Raw genomic sequence first — 21,950 nt, forward strand, 5'->3', positions numbered from 1 at the left:
TTTTGTGTGTGATGGGGATCTCTGCTATAAATAGTATCAGGCGTTTCTCAGGTTTGACTATATAACATTGTTAGGCTTGATATGGTTTTATTAGGACATCATCTGGAGGGTACATTTATGAATATTTGGAAGCGCTTTACATCCCTGAGAGAATTAACACAATCGCGGTTTAGTTTGTTTGCCAAAATAAACTGCCTGATCATACTCTTGTTCATCCCCATCATTATCATGTATACCTTTTCAAATAACGTCACCTACGATGTTGTGAGTAAAGAGCTGCAGGTGTCCAATACGAAGCAGCTCACTTTTCTGTCCAGTCAAATTGATTCACGTATTAATCAGATGATGGACTTCACCCTTATCCTTTCTAGAGATCCAAATGTCAGAGCCTTCAACGGATTAAACATTTGGGCTGATCGATATGATCAGATGCAAACCCGGTATGTCATTCAGGAAAAGATGGTGCTTCAATCCGGGGTTGCAGATATTTGGCCTGCCAGATATGCCGTACATTCACAGCAAAATAAAGATGTCATCTCCAACTACAATCGAGCATTTGGGTATGATGAGGATTACTTAAAAAGAAATATGAGTGGAAAATGGACGTATGGCGATCATAGCTTGGAATCTAAAGACGAGCTAAAATCCTTCTACTGGTTCTATACAGATTCCTTAGCTCAGCCGGGGATGTTGACGGGAAGCAACTTGGTGATTGAAGCCAGCTTCAGTTATGAGAATATTCAGAACATGCTGGATACGTACAAGGAGGGTGGACAAGGTGATCCTTTTCTCTATCATAAAGGGAACTCTCCGATTCTGAATCGCAGTGCGGACAAGCAGTTATCTGAAGAACTCATTCGTTACCTGGATAAACACTCACCTGAGAACACTACGCAGGATGTAGTCAAACTCAATGGCAAGAACTACCTGGTCAGCTCTGTGAAGTCCTCCTATTTGGATTGGAATTTAATAGATGTTGTCCCTCTATATCAAATCCTAAAACCCATTTCGCTCAGTCAGGATTTGTTCTATATCTCGATGATTTTGCTGTTTGTTATGGGAATTTCCGCTTCCATATTACTATACAGAAATGTTCAATATCCTATCAAAAAGCTAATTAAAGGCTTACGGCGCGTGCAGCGTGGAGATTATTCTGTACGTCTTCATAACGAGGGCCGGAACGAGTTTTCGTTTCTATTCCATCGCTTTAATGATATGTCCCATCAAATTCAAGACCTGATAGAGAATGTGTTCAATGAGAAAATCCGTGCCCGCGAAGCTACACTTAAGCAACTGCAGGCGCAAATCAATCCACATTTTCTCTATAACTGCCTTGGTTATATTATCAATATGGCCCAAATGAAGGATGAGGACGCTGTCGTCTCAATGGCTTATAATTTAAGTGCTTACTACCGTTATACTACCCGAATGGAACGGGAAACCGCGTCACTGGATGAAGAAATCAAGCTGCTCGTCAACTACTTGGATATTCAAAAACTGCGCAATGCCAGAATTGATTATCATATCGAAATCCCTGAGAACATGTTAAGCCAGTCTGTGCCACGTCTAATGCTACAACCTATTGTAGAGAATTCAGTCATTCACGGAGTGGCAAAATCGTATTCATCGGGTGAAATCAGCATTAGTGGTGAGATTTCGAACGGCTTCTGCAAGATCTACATTGATGACGACGGACCTGGCTTGAATCCGGAGCAGCTGGAAGCTTTGAATCGTAAAATGCAGGAGCCGTTGCAGGAAGAAATGGGCTGCGGGCTCTGGAATACGAATCAGCGGATCATGCACCTGTTCGGTAATCAATCCTGTCTAACCTTTAAACCATCCCCTCTTGGAGGTTTCCGAACAGAGATTATCTGGGAAATCCCTACTGAGGATGAATATTCTAAATTTAAGAATCATCAAGGAGAATAACAACATGCAAATGATTATAGTAGACGATGAAGCACACTGGGTAGATAATCTTGCCATGACTAAACCCTGGCATACGCTAGGAATTGAACAGGTGCATAAAGCGTATTCGGCACGTGAGGCGCTACAAATTATCGATACCAACCCGATTGATATTGTGATCTCGGATATCCAAATGCCCGAAATGACGGGAATTGAATTAATAGAGCGGATAAGAAAACGTGATAAAAAGATTAAATGCATTATTTTATCAGGCCATTCGGAGTTCGATTATGCCAAAAAAGCACTCCAGCATAATGCAGTCGATTATTTGCTTAAGCCACCTACCGATGATGAAATCATCGGTGCAGTCAAAACTGCCATCGAGCAATTGAACACAGAATGGGAACTTATCAGTTCGCTTAAACGAACCCAGTTTACCCTACGGGAAAATCTGCCGCTTTTACGTGGTCAACTGCTGCTTGATGCCTTGCAAGGTCATCAATTTCAAGCTGGCGAATGGGAACGGAAGCTCGTAAATTATGATTTGCCCTTCCATTCTGGCGATTGCGCTTTGATGCTTGTACGCATGGAAGAAGAATTTAGCCATTATAACAATAATGATCAAACCTTAATTGAATATGCCATCATCAATATGGCTGAAGAGATTATGGGTGAATTCATGCAGGTCTGGGGCGTTAAAGAAGAACATGGATATCTTGTGTTTCTGCTTCAGCTTAAAGAGAAAGGATCCGACATCGGCAAAGAAACCATTCTAGAAAAGCTTTCTTTACAGCTTCAGTATAAGGTTAAGCAATTTCTGAAAGGTTCCCTGTCCATAGTAATCACCGAGTGGTTCCAGTTTCCCGAGAAGGTGTCGAGCCGTTTCCGTCAGGCTACAGCTTATTTCCGGCAGATCGTGGGAGACGAGCGCGAATTCGTAATGCGGGTCAGCGAATTTGAACCTTCCACCACCCAAGGACCTTTGGATGCCCTTTACACCCCGCCGACACTAATTCACCTACTTGAAAGTGGGCATTGGGATGCTGCGGAAGAGAAACTACTCGCTGTCTGCGCGGAGCTGGATGAGAAATGGTCTGAATCGTGGGAGCATTGCATGGAGGCAGGTTTTTTAATCACTGCATCCTTCACGAATCTCGCACACCGAAATGGACATACTCTAGCTAACTTAGTGGGAGACGATCTCGGTTGGTTGCAAAGCGGTGAAGCGTTCTCGACCATCGGCAAACTTAGAAAATGGTCCCTCAGCATCCTGAGCAAATTGAAAGAAGGAACGTCTAACGAAATTAAGGACATCAGGTCTGAATATGTGAAAAAGATTCAAGATTTCACAGACAAAAACCTGCATTTAGATGTTTCATTACGGGTTCTGGCTGACCATGTAAACCTCCATCCGACTCATTTATCAAAAATTTATAAGATTGAAACGGGTGAAGGAATAAGCGATTATATCTCGCGCCTGCGCATGGATCGGGCCTGCCATAAGCTGAAAACCACTTCTAAAAAAGTCTATGAAATCAGCATGGAGATTGGCTATATGGACCCTGCTTATTTTATAAAAGTATTCAAACGACAGTTCGGAGTAACACCGCAGGAATATCGAGACAATAATAAATAGCATGATAGAGTCCTATCGAAACTAAAAATCTCATATAGATGCCATCCCCGACTAGTTGTTAAAGTTACACTTGTAAAGATCATACACAGTAGGGGGAATTAAAGAATGATCAAGTTCAAAAAAATGTGGTCGTTGTTAACGGTCACAGCACTTATCACACTCACAGCCTGTGGCAGTGGCGGCGGAAATAATGAAAACGCCAAACAAAACAATACCACATCGTCTGAGACTAGTTTATCTGAAGCAGATGCTGCTTTTGAAAAAGGTAAATACGATCCACCCATCGAGTTCAGTTCGGTATTGATGCCGAAGAAATATGTTCAAGGCGATACAAAAGAAAACAATGTTCACGATCGCTGGATGCTGGAAACACTGGGCATGAAGCATAAAGATACTTGGTATCCTGCCAATGACGATCAATACAGACAAAAGCTTCAGCTTGCCATTGCTTCTGGCGAAAAGCTGCCTGACTTCGTTTCTGTACCAACCAATGCAGTGTTGACCAATCAACTGATTGATTCCGGTCAGTTCATTGCTATCGATGAGCTGTTCGACAAATATGCTAATAAAATTCTAAAAGATCATGCTGCAGCACACCCAGAACTTTGGTATCCATTCACAAAAGACGGTAAGAAATACAATATGCCGATCCTTGAATATACCGATAATGACGATACCCTTCTCTGGTTACGGGAAGATTGGATGGAAAAGCTGAACCTTCAAGCTCCAAAAACAATCGCCGATCTTGAGATCATTATGGACAAATTCAAGAACGAAAACCCTGACGGTCTAGCACCTAAAGATGTTTTCCCACTTGCGATTTCTTTGAAAAATAATACAAATACCTGGATGGGCCAACTCGACTGGTTATTCGGTGCTTACGGTACAATTGAAGAACAATGGAATAAAGATGCCGACGGCAATCTAGAATACGGTTCCATTAACCCTGGTGCTAAACAAGCCCTTGCTAAGCTTAGTGAGTGGATGGAAAAAGGTTATATTCACACAGACTCCGCACTTTGGGATGAAGGTAAATCTGCTGAAAGCTGGACAAAAGGCGCCGCAGGTATTCTACCAGGGGCAAACTGGGTTCCAGACTGGCCGGCTCCCGATCTTATGAAAAATGTACCTGGAGCGAAGATCAAAGCTTATCCGGTTCCAGCAGGTCCAGACGGACTCATCGGTACCAAATGGCAGAACTCTGGGGTAAACGCTAGTATCATGATTAACAAAGATGCTAAGCACCCTGAAGCGATTTTCTTATACTACAACTACTTGCTTGATAACTTAGCTAATCCAGCAGCTGGTAGTGAATTTGAATACGGCTTTGCTAAAGGCTACGATTGGGACATGATTGATGGAAAACCTACTAGTGATAAAGAGAAGATTAAAGACTTCTCTAATGAGTTTCCTTTCTTAACTGGACCGGCTCGTATTCCTGATCTGTTCATGAAGACATTGGTTAAACTTGCTGATGGTGAAACACCTGTAACTCCTTATGAAAAACAAATGGCTGAGTTCCGTAAACCGGAAAACTGGGCCGCTGCAAAAGTTGTTATGTCGCAAATAGACATTCGTAGACAGAACTATTTCACTGGTGCTGCGACACCAACGATGGTATCCAAATGGAATCTGCTTCGTCAATCCGAAATGGAAACCTTCAACAAAATCATTTACGGCAAGCTTCCAGTAGATGCCTTTGACTCCTTTGTTTCCAACTGGAAAGCAAATGGTGGTGACCAAATCACCAAAGAAGTTAACGAATGGTTCAAATCTGTATCCACCAAATAGACTAAAGTAAATAAAAACAAGCCGGAGCGTGATCCTTTCGCTCCGGCTTGTTTTTTATGAATTCATCATTAACTTTCGCCCGCTAGAATCCCTTTCAAATACCCCGTCAACTCTTTTGCCGCTTGTTCATGAGCTAATGCTCCCGGATGACTTCTTGCCCCTATGGTCTCATCCGTCATATTTGGAAGCTGCAACACTGAAACCTGCTTGTCCCCTGTTTTCTTGCTATAAGCATCGACCGCTCGGTAGATCGCCGGCATCATGGGGATACCAAGCATCCCGTATGCCCATACGAGATGTGCATGTTGATTATTTTTTCTAAGCATCATCAGAAATTTCTCGACGGCATCGACAAAAGCTTGTATATCATCCTCATGATAGGTCCCGTCTTCATTTAAGCGTTGTTTATGGCTTTCCCCTGTTACCTCATCTTTCCATTCTGGCGAATGAAAAGCGCCCCCATCATTGGTTCCTAGATTAACTACCACAACATCTGGCTGCCAGGATTCAAAAGAATGTTCTTGAAAAGCTCCAAAAGCTTCGTTCTTTGCTCCAGTTAGAAGACCACAAACCTGTTCATAACCATCAGGGATATTACCGTGCGGATTATTATCCCAGCTAGTAAGGACACCCCAGCCACTTTGAGAAATAACTCTATATTCTGCATTTAAAGCATCTGCCGTCATACTAGTATAGTTGTTAATGGCGCTAAACCACATTGGAATCCAGTCTTCTTCAGCCTTGGCACCTATACTTCCTTCTCCGGATGTTATACTGTCACCTATGAACTCTATCTTGTGGGGTTTGTCCGCAACGGGCAGAAATTCCCCATCCATCTTCACCGCATGTATCTGCAAAGAGCAGCCAGAGTCTCCACTCATTGCCTGCACATCTTTTACAATACGGACATTTTTCACAACACGATCATTCATGCCTCTAAATACACAAATCCAATACCGGCCTGCTACTAACATTTGTCTGCTTACAGGAACGGAGTTGATCAGGATGCTAATCCAAGGTTCATAAACATCATAATCTGCTTCTACTTCAAGCCATAGCTCAGAACTTTTAACATTTAATTCGACCGCACTGCCTGTCCAAAATAACGTTAGTGGAGAAAGTAAACCTGTTGTTCTGCCGTGAATTTTCAGATGTTCGATATCAGCTAATGTATGTACCTTTAAGTTTGTATTCTGCTTCATAAAATCCCTCCTAAATTACTACTAGAATCCTAATCTACACTTCTACTTCACTACTTCTTCAATACTATCTTATAATCCTTTTCCAAATAGCATATAGCATATACTCTGCCTCTGGTACAATAGAATTAAATGAGGTCATGAACAAAGGTGGGATTGAAGTTGAAAGTTATACCTAACTGTATTACACTTGGCAGAATTATCTTGGCAATCATGCTGTTATTCTTCGAGCCCCTAAGTTCGCCCTTTCTTGCAATTTATATCCTTTGCGGAGTCACCGATCTGATAGATGGTCCAATTGCCCGAAAATCAGGCACAACAAGTCATCTCGGAGCAAAGCTGGATTCTGCTGCCGACACAATACTAATCGGGATCAGCTTATTTACTTTGTATCCGCTTCTAGGTCTCACACTCGAATTCATCCTATGGATCTTCTTGATCGCGGTCATCCGCTTAACAGCGATAGGGATTGCCCTTCGCAGATTCAAAACTTACGCAAGCATCCATACCTACGGCAATAAACTCACCGGGCTCCTCCTATTTGTAACTCCTATATGGCTTTCCCATAGTAACCACACCATTTGGACAACCATTGTCTGTATAGTTGCAACCTTATCCGCCGTGGAAGAATTGATCATTCAAATCACATCCACTCAATTACAGCTAGACAGAAAAGGATGGTTTTACAACCATCCTAATCAGGAATAATGAAAGACACCGTAGTTCCCACCCCAGGAATACTTTGAATCTTCAAGCCTTGTCCATATAATTGTGTTAATCTCCGATCGGTATTAAGGAGACCAATTCCTTGATCCTTAAGACTTTTTGGCTGTAATAACTTGCTGACTTGAGCTTCATCCATTCCAATCCCCGTATCTGCAATGATAAAATGAATAGCCTCCGCATGTGTCTCAATATGAATACGCAAGATTCCACCTTTTGCCCGACTTAATATCCCATGCCGGACGGCGTTCTCCACCAGTGGCTGAATCGTTAGCGGAGGAATTAGAAGCTGGAGATTCGCGTCTACTTCCCATTCAACTTGCAGCCTCTCCTCAAAACGTTGCTGCTGGATATATACATAATTCTCGACCAGCTCCAGCTCTTGCGACAGCGAAACAAGTTTGCCTGCATTTAAGAAGTCAAAGCTGATCCGCAGATAAGTAGTGAACGCATCTGAAAGATCTTTCATTTTGACAGTGTCAAAATCACTCAAGGACATAATCGAATTTAATGTATTAAAGAGAAAATGTGGATGGATCTGCGCTTGTAAATAAGCAGCCTCCATTCTCAAACGATCATTGACTGCTTGCTTCATAGAAGTGAGCGACGATGCGCGATACTTCAATTCCATTGCATCTACTGGCTTAGTAACATAGTCATTTGCTCCAGCCAAGAAACCTGCGTAGACATCCTCCTGCTCACTGCGAGCGGTCAGTAGAATAATAGGAAGTTCATACATCGTGAACCGCTCGCGTATCAATCTTGTCAATTCATAACCAGACATGCCCGGCATCATCACATCAGCGATAACCAAATCGAACTGCTCATGATGCAACATATCCAGCGCCTCACGGGCTGAAGTCGTTGTATCAATCCGATAAGCTCCATCTGATAAAATATTTTGCAAAACTTTTAAATTAACCGAATCATCATCAACTGCCAGCACATGTATGATATCAGCGTCTGTATCGAGCTTCGAGAGTGGCTCTACTTCCTTTGTATTATAGGTGGCAGCCACCATAGCTGATTTCTCAGCAGTTATCCACGTGCTGAATGGTGACAATGGATCCGAATCTTTTTCTGCATAGACATCCGGAATGGATGACTGCAAGCTCCCTTTGGCTACAGGTAATTTGAAGCTGAACTTACTTCCCTGACCCGGCTGCGATTGCAGCAATAATTCACTGCCATGCAGTTCGACCAGCTCCTTACAGATGCTTAGTCCCAGCCCAATGCCGCCTTGACCGTAAGCCCCTTGTTCATAGCGCATAAAAACACGCTTTTTCAAAGCTTCATCCATGCCTACTCCTGTATCCGTAACATGTATCCATACATCCCCACCCACTTGTTCTGCGGCCAGTTCAACACTTCCCTGTTCGGTGTACTTTAGTGCGTTATGAACTAAATTAATCAGAATCTGCACCAATCGCTCCTCATCCGCATAAACACGAGGCAGTTTCTCATCTATAGACATTCGAAGCTCTACCTTCGTCCCACCGGTTAAGAAGCGTAACATATCCAGTACACCTTCAGCCAATGACCTCACTTGCAAGACCTTTATATTCATCACAATCCGCTTATCCTGCAATCGCACAACATCAAGCAAGTCATTCAGCATAAGCGACATCCGGCGACTGACCATAATTAGCAATTCCATGTCACGCTGGCTCTCTTCATCCAGCACATGTTTTTTTCTTGTTAACACACTTTGGGCAATATTCATAATCCCATGCAGTGGAGTGCGCAGCTCATGTGACGTATTGGCTAGAAAACGGTCCTTTAATTTATTGGATTCCGCCAATTGAGCGTTCAGTAACACATTTTGATGGGATTGATGAAAATATCTCCTAAACCAATAGGCGGAAAATGCGGCAAGGGCAGCTATTAAATCTACGGGATAAAACATAAATTGTGAGCTACTGGCATAGTAGACAGCCCCCCACAACATATTATTTAGTACTGCTAACACTGAAAACAATAAAAATAGAGCACCTTCAGCTCGTAAGGATACCATCTTCCAAAAATAATATACCGTCCAACACACTGGAACGTAATACAGGATCATGTAATACCCTTTTCCGATGATATATAACACTGCCTCTTCAGGACCTACAATAATAAATAAAGTAAAAATGAGAACTGACAGGATGTAACTATAAAACGCCTTGCCTTTCCGTCGATTCCCCAATAGTTCTCTTCCCATCAATAAAAGGAATAGACAAAACCCTATATACGAAAGAACCTTTAACCTCAACATCCAGGCAAAATCAACATGAAGAAACCGGAACATTAGTCCATTATGTTCAACCCCAATGGATACAGCCGCAGCGACCATCATGAGGAAAAAAATAATCAGCTCTGTTTTTCGTACATCCATCAGATAGATAATCAATAAATACAACCCATGTAGAAGAAGCATGACCCCTACGACTAGCTGCAAGCCAATGGAATTCCAGTATATAGTGTCTACTTCATGTTGAATGCCAAACTCCACGGACCGAATTATGCCCCCTTTTAGTGGAGACTCATAGTTTGACGTCCGGACAAATAGATCCAGATGCTTCTGATCTGTAGGTGTATAACTGATTAAGAATGCTTTCGTCACATAAACATGCTCTTCCTTCTCGTCAGATAACACACCAAACCGTGCGAGCACTGTTCCATTGATCTCCACTTCAGAAGAAGTATAGATGGACTGGAACCAAAAGCTTAGCGGCTCAGACAAGGGTTGATCTAGCAAAATACGCATATGATAAGTTCCGTATCCATATGCCTTTTTTTGCTCTGAAGGATTAAATGCGGTACTCCAGTTACCCGGCACCTGAAGCATTTGGCCTTTTAAAACTCTATCCACATTGGCGGCATTCACCCATTGTTGAGGATAAAACTCCCATTCTCCATCCAATGGAAAAGAGCTTAGTGATTCAAGGTCTACTCCCCGCAAATCGAGCACACCTTGCTCCACTACAGGAGGATTAGACAGAGTAAAATGATTGTACCAGCTCCAGCGTATTGCAATCAGCAGGCAGATGAATACTACTATGTACAACATATGACTTAACTTAATTTTATTCTCCGAAGTTCTCATAGACTCCTCATTCGTCAATAGTATTTAATAGTGCTATATCCCTATCTCCAACTTTGAGCAATACAGTATGATTATACTATATTAAGAGGCCTATAGACGTATGTAATCCTATGTTTAGAGGAAAAAAATCAACTATCCCATAGAGCAGATAGTTGATTCCTTCCTTAACGCCTCTTCTAATGTAGAGTTCGATGTGTTTAGATTTCTAGCAATGAGAATACTTTATCGAAACCTGCTTTGGAACGGGAAAATAATTCAGATGAACTGTGTGCGGAGGCTGGTGCCAGCACTTCTTGGGCGATAACGCCGGTATACCCGATCTTTGTAAGGCTTCCCAGGAAGCCTGTAAGATCAATAGCCCCTTCCCCTGGATACAATCGATCAAAATCAAGCAATTCTTCTATGGGCAGAGGTTTAGCATCATTGATATGGACATACGCGATTTGATGCGGTTGTAATTTCAGCAGATCCTCACTTGTTAATCCATTTGTATGCCAATGATAGGAATCCAGCAACAAGCCGATATTTCTCACTTGAATGGTGTCTATCCAGTTCAACGTATCATGCATCGTCCAGATCAGCGGATTTGCCCATTGTGTACGTAAGTGATGAGGGCCAACGAACTCTAAGGCTAGCGAAATACCATAAGCGCCTAATATTTCTGCACATAGTCTTAAACGTCTAGTGGCTGCAATCATAAACGGTGCGACCGGAAGATCAGTCGAAGGTAAAATATATGTGCAGCATGTGGTGCACTTTAAGTCAGCAGCGGCCTCAGCCATCTGGGTAAGCGATTTCAGACTCTCCCTAAAGCTATCCTCTGTCGTGCGCCAATCTACCTCTAAACCAAAAGATCCTAGCATGACGCCATGACTTTCCAACAATTGAACTGCCCCATCCTTGCCATATTGCTGTACCAACTCTAATGGATTGACGTCTATGGACCGAAACCCGAATTGGCTCGCAAGTCTGATGTATTCTTCATTGGAACTAATCTCACCCAAACCTGCTGTTGTTAATCCTCTTATCATCGTAGATCTCCCCCTTTATGACCAATCAAACAGTACATCATTGTTCTGGGTACCCATTCCAAGTCTAGCGCATTTGGCACTCGAATAAAACACCTCAAAGGACATGTCATTCCTTTCATTTTTCTTCAAAGATCCTTATACTTGCTTGAAGAAGCATTTCAAGGGAGAATGAAAAGTATGGACATAAAAAAATTGCAATACTTTATCGCAGTAGCAGAGGAACTGCATTTTAACCGTGCAGCAGAGAAGCTAAATATGACACAGCCTCCCTTAAGCCAGCAAATTCAAGCTCTGGAGAATGAAATTGGTGTGAAACTATTAGAACGGAACAAAAGACAAGTTCGTCTCACGCCAGCGGGGGCGGTATTTCTAGAGGAGGCTAAATCCATTTTATCTCAACTGGAACGCTCTATTAAAACAACACAATTAGTCGATCAAGGAATTATCGGACATTTGAACATTGGATTTATAGATTCTGCAGCTGGTGGAGTATTGGTTAATATGTTAAAAATGTTTCGGGAACGTTATCCACAAGTACAACTCAGATTACATGAGATGACGTCTGCTCAGCAGTGGCAGGCTTTACATGAAGGAACGATTCACATTGGATTTGTACGTTATACAGAGTCGGGCAAACATATCGACCATCGTCCCTTAGTCAATGAATCGCTTATTGCCGTTTTGCCAGAGCAGCATCACCTATCTCAATTACCGGTGTTATCCATTCGCTCTTTAGCTTTAGAGCCGTTTATATCGTTCCCGCGTCATTTAGGAGCTCCTTTTCATGACCTCATTATGAGCTTCTGCGCCCAACACGACATGTATCCGAATGTTGTACAGGAAGCCATTCAGATGTACACCATTGTAAATTTGGTAGCTGCTAATCTTGGAGTTTCCATTGTGCCCTCTTCAGTTGCTATTTTTCAGCGTGAAGGTGTCGCATTTCGTCCCTTTGAAGAAAGCACACCATCGATTCCCCTTTATGCCGCTTGGAGAACCGATTGCGATCGTGCCTCCTTATCCGCGTTACTAGAGATCATAGGACAAATGAGTTCAGAAGCTATTAATGGTGAATAATATAATATTCAGCCCGTTTTTCTAGGATCACGTTCAACGAGTCCTTCTAGCACCCTATCGATTTCCAACATTACTTCCCTATCCAGACGAACTCCCGCAGCTCTGGCATTTTCTATAACCTGCTCAGGCTTGGATGCCCCAATAATTGCAGATGAGACTTGTGTATTTTGCAACACCCATGCTATAGCCAACTGCGGAAGCGTCAACCCAACTTCACTGGCGATGGAAGAGAGATTCGAGACCGCCTCAAGCACCTCAGTCCGAAGCCACTGACCCGCCAATTTATTCATAAATGGTGAGCCCGCAGCTGTTGAAGCACGAGAACCCTCTGGCAATGGTTGCCCTGGCATATATTTACCTGAAAGAATTCCTTGAGCAAGCGGTGACCAGACCACCTGTCCAATCCCTTCCCGCTCACAAGCTTGAACTACCTCCGTCTCCATCACGCGCCATAACATCGAATATTGAGGTTGACTAGCCACCAATGGCACCTTCAATTCCCTCGCCAAAATAGCACCTTCTGCTATCTGATCCGCCGTCCACTCACTTATCCCGACATAGAGAACCTTACCTTGACGCACCAGATCCGAAAAAGCCAAAAAGGTCTCTTCAAGGGATACTGTTGCGTCAAAGCGATGCGCATAATAGATATCAATATAATCGGTCTGTAATCTGTTCAGTGAAGCATGGCACGCCTCCAAAATATGCTTGCGAGACAGACCTCTTGCGTTACGTCCCGTCCCTGTGGGATGGCACACCTTGGTACACAATTCGATATCAGCTCTGTGCACTCCTTTTAATGCTTGGCCCAGCACCATCTCAGCTTTCGTATCGGAATATACATCTGCAGTATCAAATGTTGTGATCCCTACATCCAATGCAGCGCGAACACAAGCATGGGCAGTATCATTGTCCACTTGAGCACCATGTGTAATCCAATTACCATAAGCAATCTCACTTAGATGTAAGCCACTAGTTCCTAATTTGCGATAGTTCATTTTATACCCTCCTTTAGATAACAATCTGATTGTAACAAAGAGATATTAATACGAGAAATACTCTTTAATATGCAGTTTAATTCAAAATAGATATTACTGAGACACTTAAAGATAATAAAAAAACGCCCTTTAGGCGTTTTTTTCGGTAAATATTCTGTTTCGAAACTCTAACTTCGCCTATACTCCGGTGAGTATTAACCTCCAAGCCTTGTTACCGCACCACAACTAACAGTACAATAATTCCGAGCCAAAACAGCCAGCTTACTGGGTGACCGAAATTTAATCCCCAGCCGACTCCGAGCCTTTTCTTGACGATTAGGTTTGGATCTTTGCGATTGAAATAAACCATACCTAATAGCCATTTTTCATCATCATGGACAGGTCTGACATTGGAGCTATCGGCAGATCGCTCCAAGCGGCTTTCACCCTGACCAGCCCAGAACGTTAAGGCCAAGGCGTATAGGATGATAAGGGCTATTATGATTAGGATAATAGGGATAGCGAAATTCATGTTAAGCTGAGATATCATATTTAGTTGCACGACGGAAAACAGGATAACTATTAAGAAGCTTGCTGTAAGCATAAAATATGACCAAGTACGGCGGTAAGTTGCGTCTTGTCTGATGGAACGGTTAGGATCATTGGGTTGAAGCTGCTGCTTCACTCTGCGAATACTCCAATTCTCAAATATGAACAAAAGTGTTATGAACACTTGCATGATCGTAGGCATAAACACAGAACTATAAGATTTAGCTGCATAGCCGTCTACGTTCCAACTGCTGTTGTAATGGATCGGAATCTGATCAGGAATCAGATCGTAGTTGCGTAGCACATTTACAATAGTAACAACAATAATTAAAACATGAATGAGGAACCATTTATTAGACAAGCCAATGTTTCTTTTCCGAAATCCAGTGTCCACTGCCATGATCGATGGTTCCAGACCAATAGGCAGCATAGGTAGTAAACTTTTCATTTTGAAATAATAGCTAATGTTTATGACTAGGGAGATTACGACCATGGCGAGTGAATAAGTGACAATGATCCAACTTGGTTGCTTGGAATGTTCATCACCGTATATTAGACAGATGATACAAATAATGAATAGGATGGTATGTAAGGTAGCACTAATCCTAGCATATGACTTCCGCATCTGGCGCAGAGGCTCACTATGGAATTGTACAGGGCTGACGGTGACCCCAAAACTAATCGTCTCTCTTGTTAAATAAGGCATGCTTACCATGAGTACAATGGCAGGTACAAATACTAAGATCATTACTATAACAGGTATTATCGTCATATCATTCGCCTCCTCTTATACATAAGTGTGTATTTGAAAACTCTATAACCCTTATAGCATAGGCGATTCATCACTATGCCTTTTTGCGTATGATTATCCTATTAACTTAGGATAGGTAATCGGCTTGAACATAAATTTTATTATAATCGATTTTAGTAACTATAGAGGTGAAATTAACAATTTATCCAGTTTTTTTGCTACGCAGAGCTACTCATCTGACAACTGAATTATGTCAAGTACATCTGTTTGAAATTCTGTGTAGGTAAAGGACAGGTGTAACCAACAACATGAAAAGAAGGCAATGTTATTACTTTAGCTTCCAGAAAATCTCCTCCATTCAAAATAAGCAATACAATTTGATTATACTATTAAGTGGAAGAATAGCTCGATCTGCTTAAAGCACTTTACAATAAAAAAGCTTCCACCATACTCTGGTAGAAGCTTCTTATCGCAATTTAATCATTCAAAATTTCAATCATTTTTCTTGTCTTCGCTAGCTGCTCCACAGTAAAATCATGCTGAGCAGAAGCATATGCACTAAAGACAATATCGAGCACAAATAATTGCGCAAATCTTGAACTTGTTGCCGCACTGCGAAGCTGCGCTTCCGGCGCACGTGATGTAAATAAAGAAACATCAGCTAGCTGAGAAAGCTTGTTATTTCCAGGACGAGTGAGGCTGATTGTTTTTATCCCCTGTTCCTTAGCTCGTTTTAATAATTGAATAACCTCTCTCGTTTCACCGCTATACGAAATCCCCCAGAAGACAGCATTTTCTGATTTCGTAGCCATGGCTGCCGCCAATAAATGACGATCTGAAATCGCATATACATTTTTGCCTAGCCGAAGCCATTTTTGTGCTGCATCTTCTGCAATAATAAATGAGGCACCTATCCCATAAACATAAATTACTTCTGCCTGTTGTAACAGGTTCACTGCCTGCTCTATAGATTGCGCGTCCAGTTGACTGGCCGTATTCTGAAAGGTCAATATGGTGTTCGACAACATTTTATCAATGATAGAATGCACCGATTCATTCGATTCAACATCAAAGTAGCCAACATGCGGCGTGTTTTCTGCTTCCGCAGATAAACGGATTTTCAACGCGGGGAAACCGTCTATTCCTAGTGACCTGCAAAAACGAACAACCGCCGCACTGCTTGCATCCGCTTTCGTCGCTAATTCATGTATAGTCATATGCATCACTTCTTTAGCATTTGCAAGAATGTACTCAGCAACTTTTTTTTCGGATTCTGGCAGTTCATTTAATAATAGTTCAATTTGCGAAATCATACTCCCTACTACCAAGTCCTTATCTCCTCTGCTTAATCTATTTTCTTTATTGTAACAAAATAGAGGGGAGTAATCATTAAGTAGCAGATGTAAAGGAAAAACGGCTGCCTCCTTTTCTAACGTAGTCCAATAGAGGAATGTCTTCTTCTAAAACATGACCCACCACATTAACACCTTCATGTGCTGGCAGATCCGTTAATGTGATCTGTAACTCATGTTCATAGCGGCCATACAAATAATTATCAACCGTAATCGATCCTTTGAGTCGCTTGTTCGTATGCATAGGCGTAATATTTTTCGTCATTATAAAACGTTCTTCATCTGTTCGTGCAGTTTCTGAGCGAATCACATCACGAGCAGCGTCAAGGCGATTCCGATGAACAATATCCCATAAGGCATAAGGCAGTTCCTTGGTTACTCGCAAAAGAATAATTCCTTCTTGATAACTTTGAAATTGAAGCTGAGACCATTCTGAAAGTGTTAAGTCTCCCACAAAAATTTTGTCCACTGCACAATCCTTCTCTAATTCCAAGTAAGCTAGAAAAGAAGATTGATTCCGATGCTTCTCTAATGTGGACAAACGTCCAAATAATGGTTTTCTCTTCAGCCCGTCTCCAGGAATAAAAGCCATGGTCGTAATACCTTCCGCTTGCAACCATCTGTTCTTCTCAATAAATGTTTCTTTATCAAGCCCGGTTTCCGGGCGGGGATAATAATTATGCCAAGCCTCAATGTTCCCAAGACAGATATGATGATCTTTTAATGTAGCTAAGAACTCTGGTGTTAATGTGCTCGCGTTTAAGGCAATTTTCATTTTTTGCGAGTAGGCAGCAATATCATGGGCGCTAAATCCAAAATCCAACCGCAAACCTGTAACACCAGATTCCAATAAAAAGGGAAAAGAAAATTTCTCCAATGCTTTCCCGGAAATATCTGCCATCAAGTCCATTTCTAATTGTTTGGCCGCGTTTGCGATTTCCAGCAATTTCTCCTTCAATAGTTCTATATCATCTTCTGGCATATGAAGGGAGGTGAATATTTCTGTACAACCAGCTTCCTTCATTTTTTTCATATAGTTCACGTTTTCTTCTAACGTCCGGTCCGCTACATAAATTGAAATCCCCAGCATTGAAATCACCTCAGTATTTCTGATCAATTATTCCTGTTCTGCCATAGCCTCTTTTGGAGTACCGAATAAATAAGTAGCGATAAATCCACCAGCGTAAGCTGCAATTAACCCTAATACATATTTCAACCATAATCCATTAGCAATCAATGGAATCAATGCAACTCCAGATGGCCCAATAGCAATCGCTCCAACATTACCGAATAAACCAATGACCGCGCCCCCAATACCTCCGCCAATACAAGCTGTAATGAAAGGACGTCCTAACGGTAAAGTTACCCCATAAATCAATGGCTCACCGATTCCCAGAATACCAACTGGAAGCGCACCTTTAATCATGTTTGTTAATGATTTATTCTTTTTGCAACGAATCCATAAGGCAATGGATGCCCCTACTTGACCCGCACCAGCCATAGCAAGCATCGGAAGTAATAACGTCATCCCTGAACTATTGATCATCTCAATATGAATCGGCGTCAATACCTGATGCAGCCCTAACATAACAAGTGGTAAAAACGCTGTCCCTAATACAAAACCTGAGAATGCACCACCAACTTCTATCGTCCAGTTAATCGCTCCGATTAAGTTATTAGAAATAAATCCAGCGAATGGCATGATGAAAAATATAGTTATCAGGCCCACAACTAGCAAGGCTATTGTAGGTGTAACGATAATATCAATCGCATCCGGAATCACTTTACGCAAATATTTTTCAACGATTGATAAAATCCATACTGCGATTAGGACACCAATGACCCCGCCTTGCCCTGGTGTTAAAGGTGCGCCCGTAAATATATTATGAATGGGCAGTTCAGCTGTAACCCCTGTTAAAAGCGTTATCCCACCGATCACTCCGCCAAGAGCAGGAGTAGCTCCAAATTCTTTAGCTGCATTGATGCCGACATAAATCACTAAGTAACTAAAAATCGCATTTTTAATTACATTTAATATCGTCACATATTGCTGCCAAGTTGTGGCATCTAAGTTGCCTGCTGTAATATTGTTGGCTAGAATCGAGCCGATACCTGCAATTAAACCAGCTCCAACGAATGCAGGAATCAGGGGGATGAAAATATTACCTATTTTCCGCAAAAAGTTTTTGAAAGGTGTATCATTCTTCTTTTTAAGTTGTGCTTTCATTTCTGCGCCTTTAGCTTGTAATTGTTCAGCCGAAGCTGAACTTTTACCCTCTAAGACACTTTCTTCTAACACTTTGCCAAATTCTTCGGCTACTTTGGTCACGACCCCTGGTCCGAGAATGATTTGATAGGTTTCGTCATCCACTACCCCTAGAACCCCATCCATTTTTTTCAATTCCGCTTCAGCGATTTGACTGCGATCAACCACAGTTACACGAAGACGAGTCATGCAATGGGTATATTCGGATACATTTGAACTGCCACCAATAGCCCCTAATATTTTGACCGCTAAATCATGATATTTACTCATGTTTATACCCCCTTCTTACTTTCGTATTATTTTATTGCCTGACGGACAAACCCTTGTGATTCCTCCAAACGTTGTATAGCTTCTTCTTTAGAAAGCCCGGCAAGAATCATCACAATGGCAATTTTTGGTTTATGATCTGCTTTCTTCAGATAATCTTCTGCTGTTACAGCATCACAATCTGTCGCATCCATAACAATACGTTTAGCACGTTCTACAAGCTTTTCATTGGTTAACTGTACATCGACCATTAAATTTCCATATACTTTTCCCGTTCCAATCATCGAAGCTGTTGAAAGCATATTGCAAATTAATTTTTGAGAACTTCCAGCTTTTAAACGTGTTGATCCTGTTAACACTTCCGGTCCGTTTACAACTTCAATCGCAATCTTGGCAACTTTACCAATCGCTGAATCTTTGTTGCAACTCACGGCTACAGTAGGTGTTCCAATAGAATTGGCATATTCTAATCCGCCTATAACATAAGGCGTGCGTCCGCTAGCGGCAATTCCCACGACAACATCTTTGGCGGTCAGCTTAATATCTTGTAAATCTTGCACTCCTAATTGTTCATTGTCCTCCGCACCTTCAACCGCTTTAATAAACGCTCTTTCTCCACCAGCAATTAGCCCAACGACCTCTTCAGGTGCTGTTCCAAATGTAGGTGGACATTCAACAGCATCTAGCAAGCCGATACGTCCACTCGTTCCAGCTCCCATGTAAATTAAGCGCCCACCCTCTTTAATCGCCATTGTAATTACTTCTACTGCTTTGGCAATTTGCGGAATCTCTTGTTTAACAGCTTGTGCAACCTTCTGATCTTCTTCATTCATCACTTCCAGAAGCTCAAGTGGTGTTAATTCATCCAAGTTCATTGTCTTCTTATTGCGAGTCTCTGTTGTCAAATGTTCTAACATGATTTTCATCATCATCCTTTTCCGTATATGAAATCGCTTTCTAATTGAAGGATAACATTTCTGAAATATTATTTCAACATTATTTTATTTTTATTAAAACAAAGTGTCAAAACTCTGAAACTATCTCTACTCAAAATAAACGTCTTCAATGCCTGAAAAATATTAAGCGGTATCATAAGTATGAAGCGTGGTTTTTTTGCGAAAAATTTCAAAAGTACTTTATAATGTAGATACTGTTATGTTATGGAGGGAAATAAATGGCAAGTCGTAAATGGGTATTAATCATAGACGATGAAGATGATTTAGCGCGTCTAATGAAGGCTGTTTTACATAAAGAAGGTGTTCCAGACGTTGTAACTGCCGGGACCGTTGCAGAGGGTTGGGACAAGTTCCAGGAGTATAATCCTGAGCTTATATTGCTAGATATTATGCTCCCAGATGGAGAAGGATATGACTTATGCAGAAAAATTCGGGAAACATCAAATGCACCCATCTTATTTATGTCTGCAAAAGACGAGGAAATTAATAAGCTGTTAGGACTGGCGATAGGTGGCGATGATTATATTACTAAACCGTTCAGTCCGAAAGAAGTCGCTTATCGGGTAAAGGCACAACTGAGAAGAGCTGGCTTTACAGAAGAAAAAAAGGCTCCGAAAAGCTTACAAGCTGGCCCCTTTGAGCTTAGTGCCAATGAGACAGAATTAAAAAAGAATGGCGAGGTCCTCGTGCTAACCGCCAAAGAAGTCGGTTTAATGAGCTGTTTTATGCATCATCCCAATCAGATTCTAAGCAAAGAAACCTTGTTTGGACAGGTGTGGGGTGAAGATTTTTTTGGTTCCGATAATACAGTGATGGTACATATTCGGCGATTACGTGAAAAAATTGAGGCCGACCCTTCAAATCCTTCCTTTATTTTGACAGTTAAAGGGTTAGGTTATAAATTACATACCAAGGAGTGAGACTAGTTGAAATGGAAATTGACACTCCGCTTTTTAAGATCGGTTATGACTATTGTTGTGATCGTTGGTATTGTAAACGCGATTTTGTTCCTTTCCCTATTCTTTATAAAGGTAAATAATAATAACTTTGGCACTGAAGAAGCATCTGCAGAAACCTTTAGCCGAACCTTTTCACAATACGTAGAATTACAGGCTGGCAAACCTGTTGTGAACGAAGAAGGTCTCAAAAAACTACAAGAAATGAGCGCCTGGGTACAATTCTTGAATGACCAAGGGGAGCAAGCAGCAGCCTTTTATACCCCTGAAGAATTGAAAACAGAGTATTCTCCTATTGAAATTGTCCAAATGTATAAATATAAAGAATTAGATGCACGCACGACGGTTTTTGTCAGCGAAGCCCAAAATTTTAGTTACTTTTTAGGGGTTAATAATCCTAAAATAGGCCGGTATGTAATGACCTATGACTACGCTAAAATTTTCAAAGATGTTAATGTTTTTCTTTCCATTTTTTTAATCGTTGATGTGCTTATTGTAATCATCATTGGATTTCTATTTGGGAAAAAGTTAACTGCACCCCTTCATACATTAATAGAGGGTATTCAACAGCTCAGGGAACGACGTTTTAAGAAAATGCCTACTCCCAAAGGTGTTTATGAAGATGTTTTTCGTAATATGAATGAACTATCTGAAAAGCTCGATCGGCATGAAGAGGAGCGTAAACGTCTCGATCAAATGCGTGAGGAATGGATTAGCAATGTTTCACATGACATGAAAACACCACTTGCTTCTATTCAAGGTTATGCAGAATTTATTAACGACAGTGCCACAGATTTAACAGCCCAAGAATTACAGGAATACACGTCAATTATCAAAAGTAAATCGATGTATATGAAAGATCTGTTAGATGACCTCAATTTAACAACACGTTTACGTAATCACCAGCTATCCCTGCAATTTGAAGAGGCGAATCTCGTTCAGTTTCTACGAGAAATGACGATTGAACTTTTAAATGACCCGACCTTTGGTGAACGGCAGATAGAGTTTGAGGCGAATGTGGCTAAAGCAATGCATAAAGTAGATAAAAAGTTACTAAAACGAGCGATCCTTAACTTGATCTACAACGCGCTGGTGCATAACGATGAAAATGTCGTGGTGAAGATTCGAGTGGATACAGGTCCAGAATCTCATACCCAAATTTCGATTTCTGATAATGGCCAGGGTATTCCAACTAAAGATCTGGAACAGGTTTTCGAACGCTACTATCGGGGTACAAATACAACCAGCAAGCATGGTACTGGTTTAGGAATGGCCATCGCAAGAGACATTATTTGGGCTCATGAGGGGAAACTCGATATTACGAGCGCTGAAAATATTGGAACAACCATTACTATACTTTTATAATACAAATGCCTTACTTACTCATTAGGCAGAGAAAAGGGCTGTGCTCCATTACCATTAT

Annotated in this window: 16 protein-coding genes; 7 read left to right on the forward strand and 9 right to left on the reverse strand. The window is 41.5% G+C overall.

Annotation, left to right across the window (positions count from 1 at the left end):
- Window positions 1-117 precede the first annotated feature (117 nt).
- The 3 genes from NYE35_RS19845 to NYE35_RS19855 all read left to right on the forward strand — a co-directional run bounded on the left by NYE35_RS19845 (window position 118) and on the right by NYE35_RS19855 (window position 5,335).
- Entirely contained in the window at window positions 118-1,929 is a 1,812-nt protein-coding gene (locus NYE35_RS19845) for a sensor histidine kinase (RefSeq protein ID WP_036688684.1), read from the forward strand.
- A gap of 4 nt (window positions 1,930-1,933) precedes the next feature.
- Window positions 1,934-3,544 carry a response regulator transcription factor gene (locus NYE35_RS19850; protein ID WP_036688687.1) on the forward strand — a complete coding sequence of 537 codons (1,611 nt, stop codon included), beginning with the start codon at window positions 1,934-1,936 and terminating at the stop codon, window positions 3,542-3,544.
- A 105-nt stretch (window positions 3,545-3,649) separates the two neighbouring features.
- A complete protein-coding gene (locus tag NYE35_RS19855; RefSeq protein ID WP_036688689.1) occupies window positions 3,650-5,335 on the forward strand; it encodes an ABC transporter substrate-binding protein in 1,686 nt (561 codons plus the stop codon).
- A 68-nt stretch (window positions 5,336-5,403) separates the two neighbouring features.
- Here NYE35_RS19855 and NYE35_RS19860 read toward each other — a convergent pair whose 3' ends face one another.
- A complete protein-coding gene (locus tag NYE35_RS19860) occupies window positions 5,404-6,537 on the reverse strand; it encodes an SGNH/GDSL hydrolase family protein (RefSeq protein WP_341121931.1) in 1,134 nt (377 codons plus the stop codon).
- Between the two features lie 159 nt (window positions 6,538-6,696).
- Here NYE35_RS19860 and NYE35_RS19865 point away from each other — a divergent pair, with 159 nt between their 5' ends.
- Entirely contained in the window at window positions 6,697-7,242 is a 546-nt protein-coding gene (locus NYE35_RS19865) for a CDP-alcohol phosphatidyltransferase family protein (protein WP_326047672.1), read from the forward strand.
- On the opposite strand, the gene NYE35_RS19870 is transcribed toward NYE35_RS19865, so the two are convergent.
- Window positions 7,229-10,345, reverse strand: coding sequence for an ATP-binding response regulator (locus tag NYE35_RS19870; RefSeq protein ID WP_341121933.1), 3,117 nt, complete (start codon window positions 10,343-10,345; stop codon window positions 7,229-7,231). The two genes, NYE35_RS19865 and NYE35_RS19870, sit on opposite strands and share 14 nt — an antisense overlap.
- Before the next feature lie 197 nt (window positions 10,346-10,542).
- Complete coding sequence (locus NYE35_RS19875) at window positions 10,543-11,376, reverse strand: sugar phosphate isomerase/epimerase family protein (RefSeq protein WP_038572064.1); 834 nt, start codon at window positions 11,374-11,376, stop codon at window positions 10,543-10,545.
- Between the two features lie 177 nt (window positions 11,377-11,553).
- Between NYE35_RS19875 and NYE35_RS19880 the strand changes: the two genes are divergently transcribed.
- Window positions 11,554-12,453, forward strand: a complete 900-nt coding sequence (locus tag NYE35_RS19880; RefSeq protein WP_038572065.1) for a LysR family transcriptional regulator — start codon at window positions 11,554-11,556, stop codon at window positions 12,451-12,453.
- A gap of 8 nt (window positions 12,454-12,461) precedes the next feature.
- Here the strand turns inward: NYE35_RS19880 and NYE35_RS19885 are convergent, their stop codons facing one another.
- The 6 genes from NYE35_RS19885 to murQ all read right to left on the reverse strand — a co-directional run bounded on the left by NYE35_RS19885 (window position 12,462) and on the right by murQ (window position 19,532).
- Window positions 12,462-13,451 (reverse strand): aldo/keto reductase family protein, encoded by a 990-nt coding sequence (locus tag NYE35_RS19885; RefSeq protein ID WP_341121934.1) that lies wholly within the window; start codon window positions 13,449-13,451, stop codon window positions 12,462-12,464.
- A gap of 211 nt (window positions 13,452-13,662) precedes the next feature.
- Entirely contained in the window at window positions 13,663-14,751 is a 1,089-nt protein-coding gene (locus tag NYE35_RS19890) for a DUF1648 domain-containing protein (protein WP_341121935.1), read from the reverse strand.
- Between the two features lie 455 nt (window positions 14,752-15,206).
- A complete protein-coding gene (locus NYE35_RS19895; RefSeq protein WP_038574602.1) occupies window positions 15,207-16,043 on the reverse strand; it encodes a MurR/RpiR family transcriptional regulator in 837 nt (278 codons plus the stop codon).
- Between the two features lie 76 nt (window positions 16,044-16,119).
- Window positions 16,120-17,172, reverse strand: a complete 1,053-nt coding sequence (locus NYE35_RS19900) for a DUF871 domain-containing protein (protein WP_341121936.1) — start codon at window positions 17,170-17,172, stop codon at window positions 16,120-16,122.
- Between the two features lie 27 nt (window positions 17,173-17,199).
- On the reverse strand, window positions 17,200-18,618 hold the full coding sequence (locus tag NYE35_RS19905; protein WP_038572072.1) for a PTS transporter subunit EIIC: 1,419 nt from the start codon (window positions 18,616-18,618) through the stop codon (window positions 17,200-17,202).
- Between the two features lie 26 nt (window positions 18,619-18,644).
- The gene (gene murQ / locus NYE35_RS19910; RefSeq protein ID WP_038574604.1) at window positions 18,645-19,532 is read right to left on the reverse strand and encodes an N-acetylmuramic acid 6-phosphate etherase; all 888 of its coding nucleotides are present in this window, start codon (window positions 19,530-19,532) and stop codon (window positions 18,645-18,647) included.
- A gap of 257 nt (window positions 19,533-19,789) precedes the next feature.
- Between murQ and NYE35_RS19915 the strand changes: the two genes are divergently transcribed.
- Together NYE35_RS19915 and NYE35_RS19920 are read left to right on the forward strand one after the other, a co-directional pair.
- Window positions 19,790-20,491 (forward strand): response regulator transcription factor, encoded by a 702-nt coding sequence (locus NYE35_RS19915; RefSeq protein ID WP_036688733.1) that lies wholly within the window; start codon window positions 19,790-19,792, stop codon window positions 20,489-20,491.
- Window positions 20,492-20,497: 6 nt separating this feature from the next.
- Window positions 20,498-21,892, forward strand: a complete 1,395-nt coding sequence (locus NYE35_RS19920) for a sensor histidine kinase (protein ID WP_341121938.1) — start codon at window positions 20,498-20,500, stop codon at window positions 21,890-21,892.
- The last annotated feature ends 58 nt before the right edge of the window (window positions 21,893-21,950 follow it).

Source organism: Paenibacillus sp. FSL L8-0494, assembly GCF_038003695.1.
GTDB lineage: Bacteria > Bacillota > Bacilli > Paenibacillales > Paenibacillaceae > Paenibacillus_AQ > Paenibacillus_AQ odorifer.

What these genes read in the sequence shown, in the direction of transcription:
- NYE35_RS19845 (WP_036688684.1), top strand. Translation starts at nt 118, where the DNA reads ATGAATATTTGGAAGCGCTTTACATCCCTGAGAGAATTAACACAATCG.
- NYE35_RS19850 (WP_036688687.1), top strand. Translation starts at nt 1,934, where the DNA reads ATGCAAATGATTATAGTAGACGATGAAGCACACTGGGTAGATAATCTT.
- NYE35_RS19855 (WP_036688689.1), top strand. Translation starts at nt 3,650, where the DNA reads ATGATCAAGTTCAAAAAAATGTGGTCGTTGTTAACGGTCACAGCACTT.
- NYE35_RS19860 (WP_341121931.1), bottom strand. Translation starts at nt 6,537, where the DNA reads ATGAAGCAGAATACAAACTTAAAGGTACATACATTAGCTGATATCGAA.
- NYE35_RS19870 (WP_341121933.1), bottom strand. Translation starts at nt 10,345, where the DNA reads ATGAGAACTTCGGAGAATAAAATTAAGTTAAGTCATATGTTGTACATA.
- NYE35_RS19875 (WP_038572064.1), bottom strand. Translation starts at nt 11,376, where the DNA reads ATGATAAGAGGATTAACAACAGCAGGTTTGGGTGAGATTAGTTCCAAT.
- NYE35_RS19880 (WP_038572065.1), top strand. Translation starts at nt 11,554, where the DNA reads ATGGACATAAAAAAATTGCAATACTTTATCGCAGTAGCAGAGGAACTG.
- NYE35_RS19885 (WP_341121934.1), bottom strand. Translation starts at nt 13,451, where the DNA reads ATGAACTATCGCAAATTAGGAACTAGTGGCTTACATCTAAGTGAGATT.
- NYE35_RS19890 (WP_341121935.1), bottom strand. Translation starts at nt 14,751, where the DNA reads ATGACGATAATACCTGTTATAGTAATGATCTTAGTATTTGTACCTGCC.
- NYE35_RS19895 (WP_038574602.1), bottom strand. Translation starts at nt 16,043, where the DNA reads ATGATTTCGCAAATTGAACTATTATTAAATGAACTGCCAGAATCCGAA.
- NYE35_RS19900 (WP_341121936.1), bottom strand. Translation starts at nt 17,172, where the DNA reads ATGCTGGGGATTTCAATTTATGTAGCGGACCGGACGTTAGAAGAAAAC.
- NYE35_RS19905 (WP_038572072.1), bottom strand. Translation starts at nt 18,618, where the DNA reads ATGAGTAAATATCATGATTTAGCGGTCAAAATATTAGGGGCTATTGGT.
- murQ (WP_038574604.1), bottom strand. Translation starts at nt 19,532, where the DNA reads ATGTTAGAACATTTGACAACAGAGACTCGCAATAAGAAGACAATGAAC.
- NYE35_RS19915 (WP_036688733.1), top strand. Translation starts at nt 19,790, where the DNA reads ATGGCAAGTCGTAAATGGGTATTAATCATAGACGATGAAGATGATTTA.